Raw genomic sequence first — 22,093 nt, 5'->3', positions numbered from 1 at the left:
AAAAATGGTGTTAATTTTCCTCTCTTTTGTGAGGAGTGATTTGTGTTGACCTTTTTAGACAGAAAGGAACAATAGATTAAACAAAATCTGTATTTTGATTTGTTTCCATAAGGATAAGTTATCTATGCTTTTTCAGTCCATACTTCCCTAACCCACATTTCTTTCGTTTTTTGACTTTTTCAGCAAGCCCTACTTATTACGATATCTGTTGAGGTAATGAATAGCCTCTCCATTTTCCCTCAAATTCACAATCTTTAGCTTGACAGACCACTAGTCTGAATCCAGAGCAATTTCAAGACTGTTTTCTGCATTGGGTCAAAAGTATAGCGGAGGTAAGTGAAGGAGAAGTGATAGCGATTGACGGCAAAACCCTTCGCCACTCCTATGACAATGCCAACGGAAAGGGCGCAATTCAGATGGTAAGTGCATGGGCAACAGCAAATCGTCTAGTACTAGGACAGTGCAAGGTGGAAAGCAAATCGAATGAAATCACGGCGATTCCTAAACTCCTGAAAATGCTAGAGGTCAAAGGTTGTATCGTAACGATTGATGCCATGGGAACTCAGACAAAGATTGCCCAACAGATAGTAGGGCGAGGGGGAGATTATGTTTTGGCATTGAAAGGCAATCAAGGTAATCTATGTGAGGATGTTGAACAATTATTTGCTCATGCTCAATCGGTTAATTTTGTGGGAATTAAGCATGATTTTCATCAAACAATAGACAAGGGACATGGACGGATTGAAATTCGCCGTTGCTGGACGATGGAACAAACAGAATTTTTGCTGGGTGCGGAGAAATGGGCAAAGTTGACGAGCATCTGTATGATTCAAGCGGAGAGACGATTGAAAGACAAAACGTAATCGTTCAGGGGGACAAAATCTGATAATCTAAAAGTCATGGAAGAAAAACAGCTACTAGAGACAGCCGAAATTGACGAAAATGATTGGGAGCAAACCCCAGTCAGCGTCAGAAATCTGGTGGTAAAATTATTCGATAAGATAGAGCAACTAGAAAAACACCTCAAAGAATTGCAGGAAACAAACGAAAAGATTAGCGAAAAAGTCAATCAGAATTCTCAAAACTCAAATAACCCTCCTACGTCAGAGCCGCTAAATGTTGAAATTCCCAAGAAAAAAAAGAAACTGGGTGGAAAAAAGAGAGGAGGGCAAATAGGTCATAAAGGTCATAGCCGCTTTTTGTATTCAGAAGAAAAGTGTAAGGAAATTATCGAACACCATCCTGATAGCTGTAAGTGTTGCGGTGAAAAACTAAGGGGAATAGACCCAAACCCCTATCGTCATCAAATAGTAGAGATACCGCCCATCGTTCTAGAAATAGTAGAACATAGGCTATATGAAAGAGTTTGTGATAATTGTGGACAAAAAACGAGAGGGGAGCATCTCACCTTTGCAATAAGTAGAAATACTTAACGAGGTAAATGAAAGAGTCAAAAAAGGTAATCATTTAAATAGGAACAGCGATGACGAAGGACTTGTGGTACATTGTCAGAATTCCAACTCGCACCAGTAATTTTAAGACGATGACCAATTTGTTTAACTTGAGATTCGACAGAGCCAGAGCCAATAGAAATGCCCTCTGCCTGCAAATAACCATAATTGACAATCCGATGTTTATGCTTGTTTAAATAAATGATAAAATTCTCAGCTTGAGGCTCTGACCATCCCTCAAAACAGGAGATAGCGGCATCCACTTCACCCGTCTAAAGAAAAGACTTGACCTCCTCAATTCGCTGGAATGACCCCCCAACTTTATAGAGGTTTTCAATTAAGTGATACCAGTCCAAAATTTCAATTCGCTCATGTTTCTGTCCTATCTCACGAAATAAGTTCCAGATACCATCATGTCCATCTCCCAAACAAATTAAAGGCTTAGCCAAAATTTGAGAATTAACCAAATCTAATAAAGCCGAGTTATCTTGAAAAAAGGCAGCTACCCCCAATTGATGAAAACTGACTCCTTTATAATCACGCCAAATTAAGGGTTCTCCCTTGGGAGTTCTGAGTCGTACCTTCCCACCATCTATGCTAATTTCTTCGACTTCTGTGTTAGAGGGTAATTCTTCAAAATGATAGCGATGTACAAGGCGTTGTTGCGTACTGTGAGAAACAGCAATTCCCGTCAATGATTGGATTTTCTTAGCTGCTTTTTCATAAGACTCATCGCCACTCAGTAGCAAACAGTTCTTCTCTAACATTGGACTCATCTGAGTTCGAGGCTTTAGTTCTAATTTCTTCGCTTGTTTTTCTGTAATGGGCAATTCCCCCAAAATACTTTTTACTGTTCGTATCCGACCTGTGGTTTCCTCGGTACTTGTTTTGACAAAAAAATACCTATTTCTGGGTTGACATACTGAATCATTAAGTCTCTGACAGTCTCCTCTATTTCGCCCAAATTATTAAATGTTTTAACTTGAGATTGTTGATAGAGACATTCTCCCAACTCTTGACATAACTCTTGAATCCTTTTTTCATTTTCTGATAACACTGATAACATGAGATTGTTCCTCAATTGGGATAGATTTTGGAAAGTGGGTCTCGACTATTATACTCTCATTTCTTTTTTTGATAAAGTTCGATAAAGTTCAAAGTCTTATTTTTCTGCCCATAAGTATTAATACTTATGACATAAGTGAGATGCTCCCGTGGTAAAGGGAGAGGAGAGCATCTCACCTTTGCAATAAGTAGAAATACTTAACGAGGTAAATGAAAGAGTCAAAAAAGGTAATCATTTAAATAGGAACAGCGATGACGAAGGACTTGTGGTACATTGTCAGAATTCCAACTCGCACCAGTAATTTTAAGACGATGACCAATTTGTTTAACTTGAGATTCGACAGAGCCAGAGCCAATAGAAATGCCCTCTGCCTGCAAATAACCATAATTGACAATCCGATGTTTATGCTTGTTTAAATAAATGATAAAATTCTCAGCTTGAGGCTCTGACCATCCCTCAAAACAGGAGATAGCGGCATCCACTTCACCCGTCCAAAGAAAAGACTTGACCTCCTCAATCTCTAACGAGAGCGATATTACCCCCAGAAGTAGAAAGGAGTGGTTATGGGGAAAGAGTAGTAGCCCTAGTGTCATTGATGAGTGGGATGTATCGTCATTCTCACCGTATGGTAGTGTCAGCCCTGTCGGATTATTTTGGATTGAAAATAGGATTACTTACATCTTGCACCAAAACTCATGTTCTAAGTTGTGACAGCAACTAACTGAAGTTGGAGTCCAAAAGATTGCAAAAGTGGACGTAATCGCTCGACTTGAGAAAAAAGGGAACAAAGAGCAACATCAGGAAAAAGTGTCTGAAGAGCAGAAGCAGAAGCTTGACCCCAATCAGGTGGTTTAGAGGAGTCAGTAGAAAGATAAACCCAATGGGCAAGAAGAAAACTAATGGGTACATCCCGGATAAAGTAGTACATAGAATCTGGGGTAAAATGGAAAAAAACTGATGAGCGAAAAAAGTATGTTACCGATTCCCCCAGAAGAAAAAGCACTGTTAAAACAGCATCTCACCGAATCAGCCCGTATCCTGCGCAAATATACGGAACCAGAGAAACAGAAGGACTTTGGAAGCATCGAAGTAGAAGTCAGAACCCAGATGTTAGAAATTGTGGGGCCAACAATGGGGGAGTTTTTTTTTCAGAAGGGGGAAAAAAACGGTCTGGAAACAAGCGAAAAATCAAAACCCTAGTCGGAGAAGTGGAAATAAGCCAAAAACAAGCCAGAAAACTAAAGGTGTCGCCAAAAATCGTCTTAAGTCCAGGTTTAGAGAAATGCTGTCTAAGAGCCAGTGCGAAAACATCCTACCAACAAGCAGAAGAAGATATAGAGGAGTTGATGGGGATAAAAGTAGGACATAGCAGTTTACATCGCTTGGTAGAACGGACAGAACTGCCCTTAGCTCAAGCTCAGTCAGAGAGTGCGGGGGTCAGTATAGATGGGGGAAAGATTTGTCTGCGGGGCGAGGAGAAGGAAGGGGGACAGTGGCGAGATTATAAACTGGTGAGTCTTCATGGCAATGTCTGTGAAGCCTTTTTCCAAGACCCAGAGGGCTTAAAGAATTGGAGCAATGTTCAACCTTTGTCCCCAATAGTGACCTTTTTGGGAGATGGTCATCCCGCAATCTGGAATGCGGTAGAGAGTTTCGCCACTCAATCGTGGCTGATACGACGAGAGGTGTTGGATTGGTATCATCTCAAGGAGAATCTGTTCAAAGTGGGTGGCTCTCTCAAACGGCTAGAAGCAGTGGAGCATTTACTGTGGCGGGGTTTTGTGAACAAGGCAATAGATGCGTTTGATGGAGTCAAAAGCAAGAGGGCAAAGAATTTTCAAGCCTATTTGACGAAGCATTATCAGCGTATCCCTGATTACCAATACTATCAACAGCTTGGTATTGTGATTGGTTCTGGTGATGTGGAGTCTAAGATTAAACAGGTGGGAGCTAGGGTTAAATTGTCGGGAGCACGTTGGCATCTTCATAATGTTTCTCGTATTCTTCGGCTACGATGTGCTTATCTCAATCACTCTCCTCTTTTGAGTGTCAATGTATTATCTTAAGTGGGATGCACCCGTTACTTCTCCTCATTTTTGAATGAAATAGTTCTCTCCCAAGGGACATTTTTGAGTAAGGAAGTATCTAGGTGGCAGGGCGAACGCATCTTATTTTTGAAAGGTAGGCTGGATAAGGGTTTCCGAGAGCATGATTGATTTTTTATGAAACGCTGAAAGTCTTATCAGATAAGGAGTCTAGAATTTAGATACGTTTGCCCTGTGGATGGAATAGCCAACAAATAGCCAAATTTTTCGCACGATAAAAATCCGATCAATCACAAAAAAAATGACAATTCGGAGGAGAGTTCAAAATTAAAGATTCACTCTTCTTTGAATTATGATCGCTCGATACAAGCTACCTCAAAACAAGGTAAGCTGCGAAGAAATGTCTGTACAAAGCCGCCTTGATCAAAGGATACTTGAGGGGGACTATTATTTTTTTGTCAAAATGGGAGCCAGGGTTTGCCAACCGCCCCAGAGATTGCCCTGCATAATGAGCGAAATCGCTTTTAGTGCTTGAATATCAGGGTTGTTCGGAGCCAATTGGAGAGCCGGTTGCAACGCTTTTTCTGCCGCTTTTCCTTGCCAATCATAGAGATAGACAAAGGCCAGATAGCCATGACTGTAGGGATTTTGAGAATCAAGTTTGACTAAGGATTGCAAAGCCGCGATCGCTGTTTGGGGATTTTGTTGCAGCACCCGTGCTAAAACCACCGCATAAGTCCAGTTAACCGCCTCTTTAGGGTCATGGGCCAACCGATAGGAAAGGGAAGCATCAACCTGTTTCAGATAATCTTGAGTCGGATCATAAAGATTGAGTCGATCTACCTGTTGGAAAACCGGATCTAAACCCTTGACTCCTTTGGGTAAATTGAGCGCGAGTTGACGTAATTGGGTAACAAAATCCAGGGGAGGAGCGGGCAAGGCAGGAGCCGTAGAATCTAGGGTAATTTGAGTGGTAGGCAAAGCAATTAATTGGGTTTGACCTGTTTCAAGATTGAGATAGCTTGCCTCTAATTGATAGATGCCATCCGTTAAGTTATCAGTGGGTAACATCGCTGTATGTTCGACAATCTCTAAACCCTGATCTTGACCAGAATTGACAAAAAACTGTCCTAGCCCTAGACGATGATCCTGAAGCCAATACTGTTGCGGATTAGAACGAGATCGCCAGGTTAGTAAGACCAAACCCCGTTCTAATAAATGACGACTAGCTGACCATTGATAGGTAATCGGAACTGGTTGACCAGGGGGAGTTTTTTCAGGAAGAATAACCTTTTCTAATTTTATTTGGCTCGGATTTTGAGCCAGGCTTTTAATACTCACCGAGGGGGTTTGACGATGAAAAAGTTGCAGCAAACTTTGATCCGCTAAGGGCCAACTACCCACCTGTTGAAAATCAGGATAGGTGGATAATTTCTCGGCTAGGGCTAACTGAGGTGGTTGAGCATAGCCATTTTCGCCAGTCTTAGTTAAAAACCAATCAAAACCGAGATAATCTTCAGCAACTTTTTCCTGATTACTGCCTAATTCTCGACCAAAACCTTGATAATTTGCCAAAGTACCAAAGTAATTAAGGGTATTCGGATTAACGGCATCAGTATTGGGAATCACACCTAGATTAATAATCTGCTCTGGGGTCAGTTTTTGGGCGGTTGTAAAGATTTCTGTATGAGGTGGTGTTTGATTAAAGTTAGGACGAAATAACACTTCTGGACTAAAGAATTGGGATATTTGATCACTGCCTGGAATGGGAAATAGATTGGTTATTGTCACTAAAATGGCTACGGCGATCGCGCCCCATCGAACCCATTGCCAACGGCCCCGCCATCGTGTTAAACCATAGGCCAAAAAGATAGCTAAAATAGGTAAATAGGGGATAATATAGCGGCTATCTTTGTTATATAAAGCGGAACAAATGAGGTAAGTACCACCAAAATATAAGCCTAACCAACCCAAACTAGCTAAAACTTGCGAGCGAGTCTGATTCTCCTTTGATCTGGGAAACCGTTTCAATAAATCTAGTATCAAGCCGACGAGGGGAACAATTAACAAAACCCAGGAAACCGCTAACGGTAAATCTTTACCATAATAGACCCAAGCTGCGAGGGTATTGACAGCCGGATCACCTTCCATTGCCGCCGGAATGGCGTTAGAATTTTGAGCAGTACTAAATAAATAAATCCAATTGGTACGATACCAGGGATACCAAATCAAACTAGAACCCAGGAAACTTAGCAATAATTGTAAAATGCGCGTCCATTTTCGTTGCCAAAAATAATAAATTATTAATCCTAGTAAGGGAAAAAATAAATAAAATAAAATACTTTGCTTTGTTAATAAACCGATTCCTAAACTTAAGCTAAAGCCAGCAATCCAGAGCCATTGCCGACCCAGATTTTTCTCCTGTTTCCAAATGGTTAAAAAGGTAAAACTAGCAATCGTAAAAGTCAGTAAAGGGTTATCCAGTAAAAACTGGAGGCGAGTTTGATAGAGTCGAGGTAATAAAACTGTAATAGCTGCGGCCCAGAGTCCAACTTGGTGATTAAAAAGAATCTTGCCGAGAGTGTAAACACAAGCAATCAGAATGCCACTACAGAGGAAACTGGTTAGCAAGGCTGAGTCATTGCCCTTCCCAAATAAGCTTTGAAAAGGAACACTTAATAAATAGGTAATCGGTGGATATTTAGGGGATAACATCCACAGTTGTCGCCACCATTCTCCACTGCCCAGGTCAGATGTTTGTAATGCCCTTAAATACAATAATGAATTGGTGAGATGATTACTTTGATCCCAAGCGGGAACGGCCTGATTTAAACTGAGCCAGAGGCGATCGCTGAGATTACTAAGCAACCAAATCAATCCCAAAATGGTATAGATAGACCACTGAGGAAAAGAGATTTTAGATTCGGACATGGAGAATGGAGCTATAGTTCTGGACTATTATGACACTCCTGTGTTGACATCCTCTCCGCCGTAGAACCCACATTCCGCAGGTAAGTCAAGAGACAAAGTAGTACCTTTGACATGAAGAGCCAAGAAAGGAAAGAATATGTTTGTGTTTGGAGGTCAAATTAACGATAGTTTGAATGCCGTCAATCTCTAACCAACGGATAAACAGAAAAGACTGAAAGACCCAAAGCAGAGTGGGAATGGCGGTCGGTTTACCCTTTTGATTAGGAATAGTCTGATGGGCAAGAGCCAAAGCCTGTCGTAGGCGACGTTGTGCCAAAGTATAAACCAATAAAGAGACAACCATAATCATCATCAAAGCCATAATGCGTTGAGGATTCTTGAGAAAAAGAGCAGAGGCAAAAAAGAAAGGGTCTTTGAGAAAGCGAAAGCCGCGCTCGGTGTTTTGTTGAGCCTTATATTCAGCCAACATCTGGTCGGGACTCAAAACCTGAGAATCAAGAACATTAGTAGCTAAAATAAAACGTCCAGCCCGTTTAGATGCGGCTTCCAAGCAAGAGGAATCAAGGCTTAATTGCCCAGTTAAGCGGTAATGAAAACCGAGAGGGGTAGCCCCTTGTTTCGGTCTTCCTCCCTTGGCATAGTAAGGAATAGTCTGAACCTCAACTTGACTGAGTTGATGATAAGTCAAGGTTTTTGGCCAGAGTTGAGCCTCAGTAAGAGCATCGGCCTCACAAGCAAAATTCTGTCCACAAAGTTTCTGCCATTCTTTTTTGACAACTTTATCGGCTTTCTCAATTTTTTGACTTATAGCTTTATTATCGGACTGGAGACGTTGAGCACTTTCGACCACAAGCCATCGTTGCTGTTCACCCCCATATTCCGAAGCCCTCACTTGCCAACGATAACCGTCCTGTTCACCCTGCTGCCATTGGTCTTCTGATATATTTGCCAAAGTCTCAGTGGCTTCTTTCAGAGTCAGAGAGACACGACTTGGTAGTGATTCGATAGTAGTGGTGGCGGCTTAAGCCTTTGCTAATTGGGGCTTGCTGAAAAAGTCAAAAAACGAAAGAAATGTGGGTTAGGGAAGTATGGACTGAAAAAGCATAGATAACTTATCCTTATGGAAACAAATCAAAATACAGATTTTGTTTAATCTATTGTTCCTTTCTGTCTAAAAAGGTCAACACAAATCACTCCTCACAAAAGAGAGGAAAATTAACACCATTTTTCACAAGAAAAACGACTCTACAACTTTTTACTTTTTGTCTTCTGAAGTAGAGTAGAAAGATTCATTACCAAAAAGTTCATCGCAATTACCGTTTCCGAGGTCTCAGGTAGTTTGGCCATCACTCGACCAAGACTAAATTTCCTCTTTCCCTGTCCGAATTTACCCTCAATGGCATTACGCACTCTTTCATCTGAGCGTGCCTCTTTCTTTTTTTCTTTGCTCACCTCTTTCGGCGGTCTTCCCAATCGGGGACCACTCATTCTTATATCCCTTTCTTTACAATAAGCTCGATTCGCTTTTGTTCGATAGATTTTATCCACATGAACCGATTCCGGATAACATCCTGTTTCCCTTTTATATTCTTCTATTCGCGCTTGTAAATCTCCCGATTCGTTGTAATTATCCCAACTTAATTTGTCTAAGAAGACAAAGCCATTCACATTACTTGCCGATATTTTAGCTCCAAACTCTACTGCTTTTCCCGCTTTTCCACGCACTATTGGACGCACGTGAGGTTGGCTTACACTCACAATTCTGTTTTCTACTTTATTTGTCTTTTTTTCATACATTTCTAACTGTTGCTCATACACTTTTCCTATCGTTACAAGCTCTTCTTGCTCTTTTTTCGTTAGTTTTTCTAACTTTGCTCCCTCTTCTATCATTTTTTCTATATGACTGGACAGTGGGAAGTTCTCGAGGCGTGTAAGTGGAGAAAAGAAAATCGGACATCCGATACAAAAGAGTGCCGTTATGTCCGAAACTGGCTGATATAAGAAAATCGATAGCCAGTGCTATCTATCAATTATGCAACTATGTCAGCGACTAGAGCAAATCCTCAATAATCTCCGTCCAGCCTTTAGCCGAGAAGCAACGTTCCAATGGTTTATCCTGTTAGTCTGGGGAGTAGTGCTCAACAGCCAACCCAGCGCAATAACTAGCTATGTCAATGCCATTGGCTGAACAGAGAGCTACTACAATCAGGCTCTACATTGGTTTGATTCCAAGGCGTTTAGCGTCGAAGGACTAACTTTACAATGGTCAAAGTGGCTAAGTCAGCATGAAAGTCTATACAGAATTAAAGGGAAACGGGTGTATGTGGGTGATGGCATCAAAGTGGGGAAAGAAGGACGCAAGATGCCAGGTGTAAAACGACTACACCAAGAATCGGAAGATGTGTCCAAGCCAGAGTGGATAAGGGGTCATTACTTCAATGCCTTGAGTATTTTGGTGGGAGTAGGGAAAGCCTGCTTTGCCTTGCCCTTAGTGTTGCGGCTAGACGATGGCATCAAGTCCAAAGCAACCGAGAAGGGGGAGGGAAAAGGCAAAAAAAAGGTGAAGACGAGCCTGGTGACAAAAATGGCTGACCTTTGTGTTACTTACGCAGAGGCAGGGAGTTATGTAATTTTGGATGCTTATTTTGCTTGCGAACCAGTGCTCAAAAGTTTTCGCCAGAACGCCTTGCATCTAATCACAAGAGTGCGTTGCTCCACCGTCGCCTATGCCCCCTTTTGTTCCGTGCCGACGCTGACGGGGAGAGGACGACCACGGATTTGGGGGAGTTCGATAAAACTAGAAAAGCTGTTCGCTCTGGCGGCGGACTTTCCGACAGCTAAAGTCTGGCTCTATGGTCAACAAGTCACGGTTTCTTATCAGTGCTTTGAGTTCCACTGGGATAGTCCCCATCAGCTCGTCAAGTTTGTTCTGACCCAATTGCCTAACGGACGACGACTGATTCTGCTTTCTACTGATCTCTGTTTGACTGGGTGCGACTTTTAGTTGATGAAGGAAAAGAAAAGTGTTAACATGAGATGAAAAGTGACAAAGAGGAAACAATGATGACAGCAAAACTAATTAATGTAGAGGGTTCAAAGATAAAAATAGAACTAACATTAGAACTCAGTCGTTCAATGTTGGATACAGAAATAAATATTCAAAAAGGCTTAAACGAAGTAGGTTGCATCGCCAGCAAAGAAGCCTTGAAATATTTAGATACAGATGGTTCACCCTTAAAAATCGGTGAAGAAATCTGGAAGAGTAAGGGAGAGCAACCGAAAGAATATCAAACACCTTATGGTGAGGTTATAGTGAATCGTCATGTATATCAGCGTTCACCTTTGAGGAAAAACGTATTGCCCCTTAGAAAGAGAAGCAAGGATAATCATAACATCAACGCCATTATTGGCAAAACAGGTATCCTCAAAAATGTCAGGGATGGCAGGCAAAGAGGTGAAAAATGATTTATTAGAAAATCATGGTAGAAAAGTAGCGCTATCCTATATCCAAAGATTGAGTGAAGCAGTAGGAAGTGTGGTACAGGCAAAAGAAGAAGCGTGGAGTTATGCCCCGCCCAAGGAGGATAGCCAAATTGCAACAGTGGGAATAGGATTAGATGGAACCTGTATGCTGATGTGTGAGGATGGCTACCGTGAAGCAATGGTGGGAACCGTTTCCCTATACGATAGTGAGGGAGAACGTCAACATACAATCTATCTAGGTGCGGCACCAGAGTATGGAAAAAAGAGTTTTCTAGAAAGATTAGAAAGAGAAATTGAGCGAGCGAAAAAACGTTATCCAGAGGCAACATTGGTCGGGATAGCAGACGGGGCAGAATCAAATTGGAAGTTTTTAGAAAAGCAAACGGAAGAACAGATATTAGATTTCTATCATGCCTCTGGTTACTTAGGTGCCTTGGCAGAAGCGTTGCATCCGAATACAGTGTCAAAACAAAAAGAATGGTTGACTGAAAATTGTCGAGAACTCAAGCATGAAAAAGGAAAAGCAGGAGAACTGCTAAATCTGATGAAAGAAGTCAAAGAAGAAAAAAGTCATTCTAAGAATCTTACCGAGAAACTACAAGCGGCGATTACTTATTACGAGAATCATCAGCATCAAATGGATTATGCTGAATACTTAGAGAAAAAGTATCCGATTGGTTCAGGTGTTACGGAAGCAGCTTGTAAGACGTTGGTCAAACAACGATTATGTTGTTCAGGGATGCGATGGAAGGAAAAAGGAGCAGGAATTATTTTGAGCCTACGAGCTTTGGTATTGACCAAGGAACGATGGAGTCAATTTTGGGCAAAACTTGATCAATATGGGTTCCCTGTAGAACCCTGATTACAACAGCTTTTATCAACTAAAGGTCGCACCCGTTTGACTGGACCTGAGATTATTGCCGCTTACGGTCTCCGATTTAAGATTGAAGTCACTTTTCGTCAATTAGTCCATCTTTTGGGCAGCTTTGCCTATCGTTTTTGGCTTAAGAGTCTTCCTACTTTACCTACCTGGCCCAGCAATCTTATCCTCAGTGACTATCCACAAGCTGTTCAGACTCAGATTTTAAACAAGGTAGAAGCCTTTGAGCGTTTTGTTAACCTTAATGCCATTGCTTTAGGGCTACTTCAAATTCTCGCCTTAGAGTTACCCCAGGGGATTTGGGCTAATTTTCCTCGATGGTTTCGGACATTACCATCCCATGGCTACCCTAGTGAACGGATTGCTCAACTAGCCCTTCAACATCAAGCCCAAATGATTTTTCCTCAAAGTCCACCCAGTCTGCTTTTGCCTAAATTCCTTACCGCTAAACTTGCCTCTTCCTCAAGCCCTGATATGCTTACTTTCGTCGCATAGTCATTACCTTATCTGGCATCCATAAACTTCCCACTGTCCAGCTATATGAGACAAGTTTCTTTTTATATATCCTAGTTGTTTTTTTGTTCCTTTTCTTCTTTCTTTTTTTGACACACGACGTTTTTTTGCTATGGCTAAGTACTCTTTTCTTGCCACTTCCCTATAAGTCCTCGGCTTTTCTTTCCTTTTCTCTTTTATTTCTTCATACAGCTTATCTATTATTTTTTCTGTTTTTTCTCTGGCATCATTCAATATTCCTATATCCGTTGGATATTTTATATCTGCTGGTGTACAAGTCGCATCTAACAATAACTTTCCTTCATTTTCTTTTTTTTCTGACGCTACACCCGTCGCTTTTTTTTCTATTTCTTTATTAATTTTATTTATTAATTCCATTCCTATTTTTTTACGAAAATGAACCATCATTGACGCATTAAATGCTTCTTTGCTACTATAGCTTTCCATTCCTATAAAGTACTGTAAATAAGGGTTCTCTTTTATTTGTTCTACTGTTTCTCTGTCACTTTTTCCTGAAATTTCTTTGATAATTAATGCTCCTAATGCCATTCTAAATGATTTGGCTGGGGCTCCTTTTTTTTCTGTGAAGTTTTTTGCATATTCTTCCTCATATTCTTCCCAGGGAATCATTTTTGACATTTCTATCCAACGATTTTCTTCGTCTAACTGCCCGCCGAACAGATTTTTCAAGTTTTCTGGTGTTTCAATTGAGTACTGTTGCTTTCGGTACATCTGCTTTCTCTCTTCTTAATGCAATGGTTTTGAGGCATTCTACCCTATTTTCGTGCATTCTAGCGGTTCTTAATTCGCCTACTATTTTTCTCCGTAAAGGTCTCAGCTTTTTTCAGCAAGCCCTACTTACCTATGCTCCAAGAGGAAGACGACCTTGGTTGCAGGTGATTGTGGACTTAACGACACTGGAGAAATGCGGAAAATTTAAGGCTTTTGAGCATTTAATTCATGTTCTTCACGGGAAGAGGGGTTTACATCTTTTGGTGATTTATCTGGTGATAGGAGAATTTCGAGTCCCCTGGGGATTTCGAGTTTGGAGAGGTAAAGAAACAAGAAGTCCCGCTCAACTCGCGGTGCGATTAGTGGATAGCCTACCCAAAGAACTCCTGAGTGCTTTTCGGGTTGTCATTTTAGCCGATACCGCCTTTAGTAGTGTGCAATTCCTTCAAGCGATGAAAAAACGCCGTCTTGCGGTTATCGTCGGTGTGCGTTGTGACCGTAAATTAGCTGATGGTCGTCAGCTTCGTGATTTGCTCAAAAAAGGACAACAGGTCACTCTTGATGGATTATCTTTCCCTGTTACTATCTCTTGGTTCTACCTCAAACGTAACGGCAAACTCGAAAAACGCTTCGTCTTATCGACTCGTCCTCTTAAGTCCAGTACCATTATCTGGTGGGGACGGCGAAGATGGAGTATTGAGGGCTTTTTCAAGACCGTAAAACATCGTTTTGGTTTACATCGTTTTGGTCAACAAACTCTTCTGGGGGTTTATCGCTGGTTGCTTCTTTCGATGATTAGTTTGGGTGCATCCCACTTAAGATAATACATTGACACTCAAAAGAGGAGAGTGATTGAGATAAGCACATCGTAGCCGAAGAATACGAGAAACATTATGAAGATGCCAACGTGCTCCCGACAATTTAACCCTAGCTCCCACCTGTTTAATCTTAGACTCCACATCACCAGAACCAATCACAATACCAAGCTGTTGATAGTATTGGTAATCAGGGATACGCTGATAATGCTTCGTCAAATAGGCTTGAAAATTCTTTGCCCTCTTGCTTTTGACTCCATCAAACGCATCTATTGCCTTGTTCACAAAACCCCGCCACAGTAAATGCTCCACTGCTTCTAGCCGTTTGAGAGAGCCACCCACTTTGAACAGATTCTCCTTGAGATGATACCAATCCAACACCTCTCGTCGTATCAGCCACGATTGAGTGGCGAAACTCTCTACCGCATTCCAGATTGCGGGATGACCATCTCCCAAAAAGGTCACTATTGGGGACAAAGGTTGAACATTGCTCCAATTCTTTAAGCCCTCTGGGTCTTGGAAAAAGGCTTCACAGACATTGCCATGAAGACTCACCAGTTTATAATCTCGCCACTGTCCCCCTTCCTTCTCCTCGCCCCGCAGACAAATCTTTCCCCCATCTATACTGACCCCCGCACTCTCTGACTGAGCTTGAGCTAAGGGCAGTTCTGTCCGTTCTACCAAGCGATGTAAACTGCTATGTCCTACTTTTATCCCCATCAACTCCTCTATATCTTCTTCTGCTTGTTGGTAGGATGTTTTCGCACTGGCTCTTAGACAGCATTTCTCTAAACCTGGACTTAAGACGATTTTTGGCGACACCTTTAGTTTTCTGGCTTGTTTTTGGCTTATTTCCACTTCTCCGACTAGGGTTTTGATTTTTCGCTTGTTTCCAGACCGTTTTTTTCCCCCTTCTGAAAAAAAAACTCCCCCATTGTTGGCCCCACAATTTCTAACATCTGGGTTCTGACTTCTACTTCGATGCTTCCAAAGTCCTTCTGTTTCTCTGGTTCCGTATATTTGCGCAGGATACGGGCTGATTCGGTGAGATGCTGTTTTAACAGTGCTTTTTCTTCTGGGGGAATCGGTAACATACTTTTTTCGCTCATCAGTTTTTTTCCATTTTACCCCAGATTCTATGTACTACTTTATCCGGGATGTACCCATCAACGATTAATCAAGCGTTATAGTTTCTAATCCTCCGAAATAAGGCTCAACGGCTCGTCATCAAACGGTTCCAAAGCCTTAATTAGCAAGAGTTACACGTTAAGTTGACACGGATGGCAAGGCTTTCGCCCCTACGATCTCCTAAAAACCTTCTGTAGGGGCGAACGCAATTCGCCCTTGAACAATATTAAGATAAACTTATCACCTCAGTTATCAGAGAGCCGTTGTAAACGTAAAATTTTATTTAACTCATAAGTCTTTCTCTTTTCAGCTTCCAGCTTAGGCACTTTATTTTTAATTGGTATTTTTAGGCTATTACTGAGAATAAACTCGGCTTTTCCAAGCACCACCTTGTCCTCGCCAATATCGCCAAGCCGAATCTAGGGTCATCAAATTATACAGAAAAGCAATCAGAGGTAAACTTAAACTCCATCCATGAGAAAGCCGATATAATTTTAAAGTGGGTAGATAGGCGATCGCCATCAGTATCCAGGTGACAATCGCCACCGTGAGTAAAGGGCCATTACTGGTTACTAAACCGACGATAAATGCGATCGGAGCCATTAAATAAACCAGGGTCATTCCGAATAAAGTTCCCAACAATAATCCAGGATTATAGTAAAGTTGAGTATAGGCAGTACGAGCAATCATATTCCAAATGGTGTCGAGGGAATCATAGGCTCGTAAACTGAGCGTCGATTGAGTTAAACCGAGCCAAATTGCAGTGGATTGATTCGAGTTAGAGAAGGCTTTAACTTTTTGAGCTAGGGTACAATCATCGATCAAAGACTCTTTTAAACTGGCAACTCCGCCTATATTTTCTAAAGCTTCCCGACGAATCAAAATACAACCGCCTGCTGCTGCTGCCATTTTACATTGGGGATTATTAACCCAGGGAAAAGGGTATAATTTTTGAAAGAAAAAGACAAAGGCCGGAATCAAGAATTTTTCCCAAAAACTTTCACAACGTAATAACACCATGAGGGACGTTAATGCTAAGTTTTCCTGCTCTGTTTTGATCACTAATTCTTTTAAATTGCTGGAATGATGTTGAATATCAGCGTCGGTAAACAAAAAATATTGGGGGTTTAAGGCCTGCTCTTTGGCCGCTTGAATCCCTTGTTCCATAGCCCAAAGTTTTCCCGACCAACCAGAAGCTAGAGGCTTTCCAAATATGACAATTAGCTGATTCATTTTATTTAAGGATTGGGCCAAATTTTGAGCGATTTCTCCGGTGCGATCGCTGCTTTGATCATCCACTAAAATAATTGAAAATTGTCCAGGATAGTCCTGGGTTAATAAAGACCTTAAACTAACCTCAATCACATCAGCTTCATTACGGGCAGGAACGATAGCACAAACAGCAGGGTAATTATCTAATGGGTTAGAATCTAGCTTTAGATATTGATCCGCTTTCCAAAAATTGCCCCAGGCAAAGATTAAAAATAACCAAATGGTTAGAGACAGTAACGCAAAAATTAAAATAATGCTCATAGGCGATCGCCAATTATCTTTAACCTAATTAACAAAAAAAGCAAAAGCAATGGAAAACTCCCATTTAACTTTTGCTTATAGTTGATTTTTTAGCAATATTCAAGGCCTAATTTTAGCCATTGAAACTCACTACTTTTTCTTTTTACCCTTGCCCTTAGGTTCAGGAGTCGGTTCTGCTACTGGTTCGGGAGCCGTTTCTGCTACTGGTTCAGGCGTTGCTTCCACTGTTTGAGTTGCTTGAGCCGTTTGAGCCGCAACTTCATCCGCAAAGCTCATGGATTCTTTTTCGATACCTTCACCCAGATTAAAACGGACAAAGCGACGAATTTGGATATTTTCTCCTAATTCAGCGATCGCCTTTTTAATCAACTCTTCAACGGTGATATTTTGGTCTTTAATAAAGGGCTGATCCAGTAAAGATAACTCTTTCAGACGTTTATCAATACGACCTTGGACAATTTTCTCCTTAATATTTTCAGGTTTATTGCCCAGATCATCCCGACCCATTTCAATCTCTTTTTCCTTCTGGACAATGGTAGCGGGAATATCCTCTACCTTGACGTAGGCTACGTTCGGACAAGCCGCAATTTGCATCGCCACATTACCGACTAGCTCTTTAAACTTATCGCCACGAGCGACAAAGTCCGTTTCACAATTCACTTCCACCAAAACCCCAATACGGCCACCAAAATGGATATAGCTGTGAACTAAACCCTCAGCAGCAGTACGACCTGATTTTTTCTCGGCGGAAGAGATCCCCTTTTGACGTAACCACTCAATGGACTTTTCGATCTCCCCGTTATTTTCACTTAACGCTTTCTTACAGTCCATCATCCCCGCGCCTGTTTTATCGCGCAGTTCCTTAACTAGTTTTGCCGAAATTTCTGCCATGTTAATAATTTTCCTACTCGTAGTTTCCTATGATGACACGGAGTCTTAGCCCCTGGGTTTGCAAGTATTCTTCTATACAAACCCCAGGTTAGAGCTAGACTTCCTCGTCGCTATCTTCGTCACCGTACTCAGCAACTAAATCAGCGTCGTCCATATCCTCTTCCTCTTCAGCCAATGTTTCCTCAAACTCTTCATAATCTTCATCGGAGTTCAACTGACCATGACGACCTTCATAGATCGCATCGGCCAATTTGCCCAGAATCAGTTTAATAGAGCGAATTGCATCATCATTGGCAGGAATGGGAATATCCACTGCATCGGGATCACAGTTAGTATCCAATAAAGATATAATCGGGATTCCTAACTTTTGGCATTCCTGAATAGCGTTATATTCCCGACGTTGATCTACCACGATAACGATATCAGGGATTTTCCGCATGGTTTTAATGCCACCCAGATATTTGTGAAGCTTGCCCAGTTCCCGACGTAATACCGAAGCTTCTTTTTTGGGACGACGGTCGATCGCGCCACTGCTTTCGAGGGCTTCTAATTCTTTCAGACGCTCAACCCGATTACGGATGGTTTCCCAGTTCGTGAGCATTCCTCCTAACCAACGTTGGTTAACGAAGTTCGCGCCACAACGATAGGCTTCCTGGGCAACGATACCGGCGGCTTGGCGTTTGGTGCCGATAAAAAGGAAACGCTTACCCTGTTCTGAAGAGCGACGCACATATTCGTAGGCATCTTCAATTAACTGGGCGGTCTGCACTAAGTCAATAATATGAACACCATTACGGGCGGTGTAAATATAGGGAGCCATACGGGGATTCCAACGGCGTGTTTGGTGGCCGAAGTGAACCCCAGACTCTAGCAATTCTGCGAGAGAGACAACGGGCATTAAATTTTTCTCCTTTTCGGGTTTAGCCTCCACTCAGGGGGATTTCTGTTTGAGAAACACCCGAAATCCTGAATGTGCGAATTTTGACAACTTTTCCAGTCTAGCAGAATGGGGGGCCGTTTTTCCTAGCAATTTTACGGCTAAGTAGTTGTACAAAATTAATTACACAAAAATCAGACTGAAAAGCTTGTATAACATCAAAGTCATGTGTAAATAATTTCGTCTCATTACTTATTTTATGGCGATCGCATCTGATTGATCTGTGTCTGATAGCCTTTTCCCTGAGATTTAAACCACTCGAATACATCATTATCAATGGGGAGAGTAACTTGAGCTTTGGCCTTGGTTAAGGGGACATTTCGCCGCACTACGGCCCTAGCAAACATTTCGGGGGGAATTTCTGGGCAGTCCGAAAAATCAATATCTTCATCGCTCATTGCGTCTAATCGTTGCCAATCAGTTTGAGAGTTGCTCAAAGTAGGTTAGTTGTTCATATTTAGTTGCCTTTCTTGCAGAAATAATACGAGTGTGATCCTTACGTTCGGTATGAACAACGGCAATAACTCGCCCTTTTAGTAAGCCGAATGTGACAAAACGCTGCTCTCCATAATCGAGACGCTCATCTTCAACTGTGCTCATCTTCAACTGTTAAGATGTCTCCATAGAAGAGGGCAGGAACATCGGCAAAATCTATACCGTGTTTACGAAGATTGATAAGTCGTTTTGTTTCATTCCATTGGTATTCCATCACTGAACTGCTGTTACAACAACCCATTGTAGTTGCAAATTGTTGTCACCGCCACGCTCTAAGTTATTGGGGTTGTGATATCGATAATAAAAAAGCAAAAAGCGCGTTAAGTAAAGCACCCTAGATGATCGCTGATCGCAATTTTAAAGTTTAATTAACAAGAAGACGGCGATCGCTCTGAACGTAAATTTTTAGCTTACATTAACATCAGCAAAATCCAAGAGGTTACTAATGACTCAAGCAATTCGTCAAACAACTTTTGTTCAGTCGGATGGTCGGCTAGAAATTCAGTCAGATAAGCTTTTTCATGGAAGAAAGGCAGAGGTTATTGTTATTCTGGAAGATGATCCTGAAATTACATCAGCAGAAGCTTTAGCGATTAAGAGATTACAAGATTTAGGTAATCCGCAGGAATGGATAACTGGGGTTGAAGTAGATGAAGAAATTGATGAGGATGAGTTAAGGGAATGGGTTAAAAGTTGTGGCTACTAAAAATCATTTAGAGTAACACGGTGATCGCCGCTTCATTTCTCCCTAATTTACTTAAACTTATGCAGATGCTTTCAAGGGGACGAGAGGGAGTTGATTGATAATAAATTCACCGAGTTGCACTTTTTTGCTGGCATTATCAATGTCTAAACCGACTAGGTTCCCTAATTCATCGTAATCGGCAACGACTCCTTCTGAAATTTCTTGGCTATCAAAACTGGATTTGTCTGCAAGGTGGATATAAAGGGAGTCCGTTTCTGGGTAGTAATTAATCTTCATGGTATAAAGCTCCGGTCTGGAAAGGCGTTGTGGATAGTCAGCTTATCTTCTAGGGTAATGACTCTCAGGTATCGATCGCCAAATTCTTCTATCTGTGCCCAAAAGCGAAAACGATTATCTTCTTGAGGTTCACAGCGGATAGGGTTTTCGATCACGTAAATACACCATTCTTTTTTGAGGTAAGGGCGTTTTGTTAAAACATCATTTTCAAAATAGTTAGTAAATGTATATTTTGGCATAGAAATGATTGTAGTCAGTAAGGGAGATTTATTATCCTTGAATTAAAGCAAGGAACTCAGATCTTTCTCTGGCTGAAATTTCTTGAACTGTCTAAGAAGTGTTACAACTGCTTCACTCATGGTTTCAACTGATCGCCCTTAGATTGCCTTCTGTCCACTAGAGTAACACGGCGATCGCTCTTTCAAAAACCAAAATGATCGCAATTTTAAAGTTTAATCAATAGGAAGACGGTGATCGCACTTTTACAGGTTTAGGGCGATCGCGTTGTTAAAATTGAAAGGATGATCGCTGTTTTTAATGCTAAAAAAAGATGATGCTTCTACGCGCTGTGCTAATATCTTCAATATTATGGGTGCTTTTGCTTTATGAAAAATCAGTTATTAAAATTAGCCTTTGAAGTAGAAATTGAAGAAGGGGAGCAACTCAATCTTCCAAGTTCTATTGTGCAAGGAATTGGTAAAGGGAAGTGGGTGATCACCATTCAGCCCAAAACCTTGGTTAGCGATCGCCTTCATTCTTCATTCCTAAATAGTTATGCCCCAGAAGACGAAGGTTTATATGACGATTATTAAAGACGGAGCCAATCTCTCAGCCCATTTTCAATTAATTTCATCTGTGATTCCGATAGCATTCCAAGCTTTTTCACAAAATAGGGTGGGGGAACGGTTACAAAACCCTGAAGTAGGAAGGCACCTTTTTTTTTCAGAAAGGGAAGGTCGATCTGAATCTCATATTGGGAGCCTCTGATACTAGTTGTATGAGGAATCACACCAATCAAAGCTCGATCCTCATCTCCATAAGGTTCACTCACAACAAGAGCGGGGCGTACTTTCGCGGCTATCCCAAAATTAATGAGCCAAACCTCACTACGAACTGGCTTCGGATTCCCCATCTGCTTCCTCCTCTGCATCTAGACGAGCAAATGATTGAGCGGCAAAAAGGACTGCATCATCATTACTCCAATCACCATAGTCTCCATGCGGACTCAGGCTTGCTGAAAGGAACTCAGATTTTTCTCTGGCTGAAAGTTTTTTGAACTGTCTAAGAAGTGTTACAACTGCTTCACTCATGGCTTCAACCGATCACTTGTAGATTGCTTTCTGCCCACTAGGTTAACACAGTGATCGCTCTTTCAAAAACAAAAATGATCGCAATTTTAAAGTTTAATCAATAGGAAGACGGCGATCGCCAATTAATTTATGGTTAATCATTATTCATTTAAAAGCGCGATCGCTCCTCAACGTTGAGCTAATGAGAAGATAAGGAATAGGTCGGTTGATCGGGTGCGACCTCTGATTGATAAACTATTGCTGCGTAAGGATTCTGGTTGTTGCTAATTCACAACATGATTTTTGAGTGGATTCGATGAAAGCTTTGCTAGGCAAGAATTTTCCAGAGTCGAGAAGGTATCATATGAAGGTCGCACCCGGTTGATCAGGCATTTTATTGAGGTTTTGACAATCCATTAAATATTGTTCAATGGCGGTTTTAAAAGCTTGTTCTAGTTCATTAACGGAAAGACCATCGAAAACAATAATATCTTCTGTGTTGATGACACGACCAAAAAATAAGCGATCGCTTTCATCGTATTCAATCACAGCTTCATAGTCTTTGTATCGCATTAATCTACTCCTGCTTTAATTAGAAATTCACGAAGAGCTTTAATTTGGTATCTTTTTAGTTCTTTTTGAGGGTGAGGGGAATGAATATTAAGGGAAATTTTGTTTAGGTCAAATCGAACTCTTGAGCCATCGCCTTGAGTAATGATACCTCCCAATGACTGAATTAAGTTAACGACATCATCCCAAACGATGTTACGGCGGATAGGATCAACAAAAATAGCATCATAGGTTTTTCGCTGTTTTTTGTTCATTCGCTAATTATAGCTTGATTACTGACTTAATATTTTAACAAGAAAAATGATCGTCTCTGCTTTACTCTAAATCAAAACAGCGATCGCACTTTCAAAAG

The 22,093-nt window shown here is 41.3% G+C and carries 24 protein-coding genes and 7 pseudogenes; 11 read left to right on the top strand and 20 right to left on the bottom strand.

Annotated features, from left to right (window positions below):
• Window positions 1-275: 275 nt before the first annotated feature.
• Window positions 276-845, top strand: a pseudogene (locus tag KA717_02220) (ISAs1 family transposase).
• A 54-nt stretch (window positions 846-899) separates the two neighbouring features.
• Entirely contained in the window at window positions 900-1,433 is a 534-nt protein-coding gene (locus KA717_02215; GenBank protein ID UXE61780.1) for a DUF6444 domain-containing protein, read from the top strand.
• A 17-nt stretch (window positions 1,434-1,450) separates the two neighbouring features.
• Here KA717_02215 and KA717_02210 read toward each other — a convergent pair.
• The 3 genes and pseudogenes from KA717_02210 to KA717_02200 form a co-directional block, all read right to left on the bottom strand.
• Window positions 1,451-2,508: pseudogene (locus tag KA717_02210) on the bottom strand (ISKra4 family transposase).
• 227 nt (window positions 2,509-2,735) lie between these two features.
• Window positions 2,736-3,035 (bottom strand): annotated as a pseudogene (locus KA717_02205) (ISKra4 family transposase).
• A gap of 182 nt (window positions 3,036-3,217) precedes the next feature.
• Window positions 3,218-3,445, bottom strand: coding sequence for a hypothetical protein (locus KA717_02200; GenBank protein ID UXE61779.1), 228 nt, complete (start codon window positions 3,443-3,445; stop codon window positions 3,218-3,220).
• A gap of 29 nt (window positions 3,446-3,474) precedes the next feature.
• Here KA717_02200 and KA717_02195 point away from each other — a divergent pair, with 29 nt between their 5' ends.
• Both KA717_02195 and KA717_02190 read left to right on the top strand, forming a co-directional pair.
• Window positions 3,475-3,717 carry a hypothetical protein gene (locus KA717_02195; GenBank protein ID UXE61778.1) on the top strand — a complete coding sequence of 81 codons (243 nt, stop codon included), beginning with the start codon at window positions 3,475-3,477 and terminating at the stop codon, window positions 3,715-3,717.
• Window positions 3,705-4,583, top strand: coding sequence for an ISKra4 family transposase (locus KA717_02190; protein UXE64529.1), 879 nt, complete (start codon window positions 3,705-3,707; stop codon window positions 4,581-4,583). The genes KA717_02195 and KA717_02190 overlap by 13 nt, the downstream gene beginning before the upstream one ends.
• 426 nt (window positions 4,584-5,009) lie before the next feature.
• Here KA717_02190 and KA717_02185 read toward each other — a convergent pair whose 3' ends face one another.
• From KA717_02185 to KA717_02175, 3 genes and pseudogenes are all read right to left on the bottom strand, one after another.
• Window positions 5,010-7,493 (bottom strand): phospholipid carrier-dependent glycosyltransferase, encoded by a 2,484-nt coding sequence (locus KA717_02185; protein UXE61777.1) that lies wholly within the window; start codon window positions 7,491-7,493, stop codon window positions 5,010-5,012.
• Window positions 7,494-7,578: 85 nt separating this feature from the next.
• Entirely contained in the window at window positions 7,579-8,445 is an 867-nt protein-coding gene (locus KA717_02180) for an IS1634 family transposase (GenBank protein ID UXE61776.1), read from the bottom strand.
• Between the two features lie 293 nt (window positions 8,446-8,738).
• A pseudogene (locus KA717_02175) lies at window positions 8,739-9,395 on the bottom strand (transposase).
• A 130-nt stretch (window positions 9,396-9,525) separates the two neighbouring features.
• Here KA717_02175 and KA717_02170 point away from each other — a divergent pair.
• From KA717_02170 to KA717_02155, 4 genes and pseudogenes are all read left to right on the top strand, one after another.
• Window positions 9,526-9,681, top strand: a complete 156-nt coding sequence (locus KA717_02170; GenBank protein UXE61775.1) for a hypothetical protein — start codon at window positions 9,526-9,528, stop codon at window positions 9,679-9,681.
• 129 nt (window positions 9,682-9,810) lie between these two features.
• Window positions 9,811-10,497, top strand: coding sequence for a transposase (locus tag KA717_02165; protein ID UXE61774.1), 687 nt, complete (start codon window positions 9,811-9,813; stop codon window positions 10,495-10,497).
• Between the two features lie 59 nt (window positions 10,498-10,556).
• Window positions 10,557-11,838 (top strand): annotated as a pseudogene (locus KA717_02160) (ISKra4 family transposase).
• 36 nt (window positions 11,839-11,874) lie between these two features.
• On the top strand, window positions 11,875-12,351 hold the full coding sequence (locus tag KA717_02155) for a hypothetical protein (protein UXE61773.1): 477 nt from the start codon (window positions 11,875-11,877) through the stop codon (window positions 12,349-12,351).
• A 51-nt stretch (window positions 12,352-12,402) separates the two neighbouring features.
• On the opposite strand, the pseudogene KA717_02150 reads toward KA717_02155, so the two are convergent.
• Window positions 12,403-13,101, bottom strand: a pseudogene (locus KA717_02150) (transposase).
• A gap of 143 nt (window positions 13,102-13,244) precedes the next feature.
• On the opposite strand from KA717_02150, the pseudogene KA717_02145 reads away from it, so the two are divergent.
• Window positions 13,245-13,901 (top strand): annotated as a pseudogene (locus KA717_02145) (transposase).
• Window positions 13,902-13,916: 15 nt separating this feature from the next.
• On the opposite strand, the gene KA717_02140 reads toward KA717_02145, so the two are convergent.
• From KA717_02140 to KA717_02110, 7 genes are all read right to left on the bottom strand, one after another.
• Window positions 13,917-14,795 (bottom strand): ISKra4 family transposase, encoded by an 879-nt coding sequence (locus tag KA717_02140; GenBank protein ID UXE64528.1) that lies wholly within the window; start codon window positions 14,793-14,795, stop codon window positions 13,917-13,919.
• Window positions 14,783-15,025, bottom strand: coding sequence for a hypothetical protein (locus KA717_02135; protein ID UXE61772.1), 243 nt, complete (start codon window positions 15,023-15,025; stop codon window positions 14,783-14,785). The genes KA717_02140 and KA717_02135 overlap by 13 nt, the downstream gene beginning before the upstream one ends.
• 373 nt (window positions 15,026-15,398) lie before the next feature.
• Window positions 15,399-16,577, bottom strand: coding sequence for a glycosyltransferase (locus tag KA717_02130; protein ID UXE61771.1), 1,179 nt, complete (start codon window positions 16,575-16,577; stop codon window positions 15,399-15,401).
• Between the two features lie 129 nt (window positions 16,578-16,706).
• Window positions 16,707-17,468, bottom strand: coding sequence for a translation elongation factor Ts (tsf, locus tag KA717_02125; GenBank protein UXE61770.1), 762 nt, complete (start codon window positions 17,466-17,468; stop codon window positions 16,707-16,709).
• A 94-nt stretch (window positions 17,469-17,562) separates the two neighbouring features.
• Window positions 17,563-18,366, bottom strand: a complete 804-nt coding sequence (gene rpsB / locus KA717_02120) for a 30S ribosomal protein S2 (GenBank protein ID UXE64527.1) — start codon at window positions 18,364-18,366, stop codon at window positions 17,563-17,565.
• A gap of 236 nt (window positions 18,367-18,602) precedes the next feature.
• A complete protein-coding gene (locus KA717_02115) occupies window positions 18,603-18,842 on the bottom strand; it encodes a BrnA antitoxin family protein (GenBank protein UXE61769.1) in 240 nt (79 codons plus the stop codon).
• Window positions 18,823-19,005 carry a BrnT family toxin gene (locus KA717_02110; GenBank protein UXE61768.1) on the bottom strand — a complete coding sequence of 61 codons (183 nt, stop codon included), beginning with the start codon at window positions 19,003-19,005 and terminating at the stop codon, window positions 18,823-18,825. Before KA717_02110 ends, KA717_02115 begins: the two co-directional genes overlap by 20 nt.
• A 340-nt stretch (window positions 19,006-19,345) precedes the next feature.
• Here KA717_02110 and KA717_02105 point away from each other — a divergent pair, with 340 nt between their 5' ends.
• Window positions 19,346-19,606 carry a hypothetical protein gene (locus KA717_02105; GenBank protein ID UXE61767.1) on the top strand — a complete coding sequence of 87 codons (261 nt, stop codon included), beginning with the start codon at window positions 19,346-19,348 and terminating at the stop codon, window positions 19,604-19,606.
• A gap of 57 nt (window positions 19,607-19,663) precedes the next feature.
• Here KA717_02105 and KA717_02100 read toward each other — a convergent pair whose 3' ends face one another.
• Both KA717_02100 and KA717_02095 read right to left on the bottom strand, forming a co-directional pair.
• On the bottom strand, window positions 19,664-19,882 hold the full coding sequence (locus KA717_02100; protein ID UXE61766.1) for a DUF2283 domain-containing protein: 219 nt from the start codon (window positions 19,880-19,882) through the stop codon (window positions 19,664-19,666).
• Window positions 19,879-20,121 carry a hypothetical protein gene (locus KA717_02095; GenBank protein UXE61765.1) on the bottom strand — a complete coding sequence of 81 codons (243 nt, stop codon included), beginning with the start codon at window positions 20,119-20,121 and terminating at the stop codon, window positions 19,879-19,881. The genes KA717_02100 and KA717_02095 overlap by 4 nt, the downstream gene beginning before the upstream one ends.
• Window positions 20,122-20,487: 366 nt before the next feature.
• Here KA717_02095 and KA717_02090 point away from each other — a divergent pair, with 366 nt between their 5' ends.
• On the top strand, window positions 20,488-20,694 hold the full coding sequence (locus KA717_02090) for a hypothetical protein (GenBank protein ID UXE61764.1): 207 nt from the start codon (window positions 20,488-20,490) through the stop codon (window positions 20,692-20,694).
• Here KA717_02090 and KA717_02085 read toward each other — a convergent pair.
• The 4 genes from KA717_02085 to KA717_02070 form a co-directional block, all read right to left on the bottom strand.
• Window positions 20,691-21,014, bottom strand: coding sequence for a type II toxin-antitoxin system PemK/MazF family toxin (locus KA717_02085; GenBank protein UXE61763.1), 324 nt, complete (start codon window positions 21,012-21,014; stop codon window positions 20,691-20,693). The two genes, KA717_02090 and KA717_02085, sit on opposite strands and share 4 nt — an antisense overlap.
• On the bottom strand, window positions 20,989-21,192 hold the full coding sequence (locus tag KA717_02080) for a hypothetical protein (protein UXE61762.1): 204 nt from the start codon (window positions 21,190-21,192) through the stop codon (window positions 20,989-20,991). The genes KA717_02085 and KA717_02080 overlap by 26 nt, the downstream gene beginning before the upstream one ends.
• A 339-nt stretch (window positions 21,193-21,531) precedes the next feature.
• Window positions 21,532-21,744, bottom strand: coding sequence for a type II toxin-antitoxin system HicB family antitoxin (locus KA717_02075; protein UXE61761.1), 213 nt, complete (start codon window positions 21,742-21,744; stop codon window positions 21,532-21,534).
• On the bottom strand, window positions 21,744-21,995 hold the full coding sequence (locus KA717_02070; GenBank protein UXE61760.1) for a type II toxin-antitoxin system HicA family toxin: 252 nt from the start codon (window positions 21,993-21,995) through the stop codon (window positions 21,744-21,746). The genes KA717_02075 and KA717_02070 overlap by 1 nt, the downstream gene beginning before the upstream one ends.
• Window positions 21,996-22,093: the final 98 nt, after the last annotated feature.

The organism is Woronichinia naegeliana WA131, from assembly GCA_025370055.1.
GTDB classification, from domain to species: domain Bacteria; phylum Cyanobacteriota; class Cyanobacteriia; order Cyanobacteriales; family Microcystaceae; genus Woronichinia; species Woronichinia naegeliana.
This window is presented reverse-complemented; position numbering and strand designations above follow the sequence as displayed.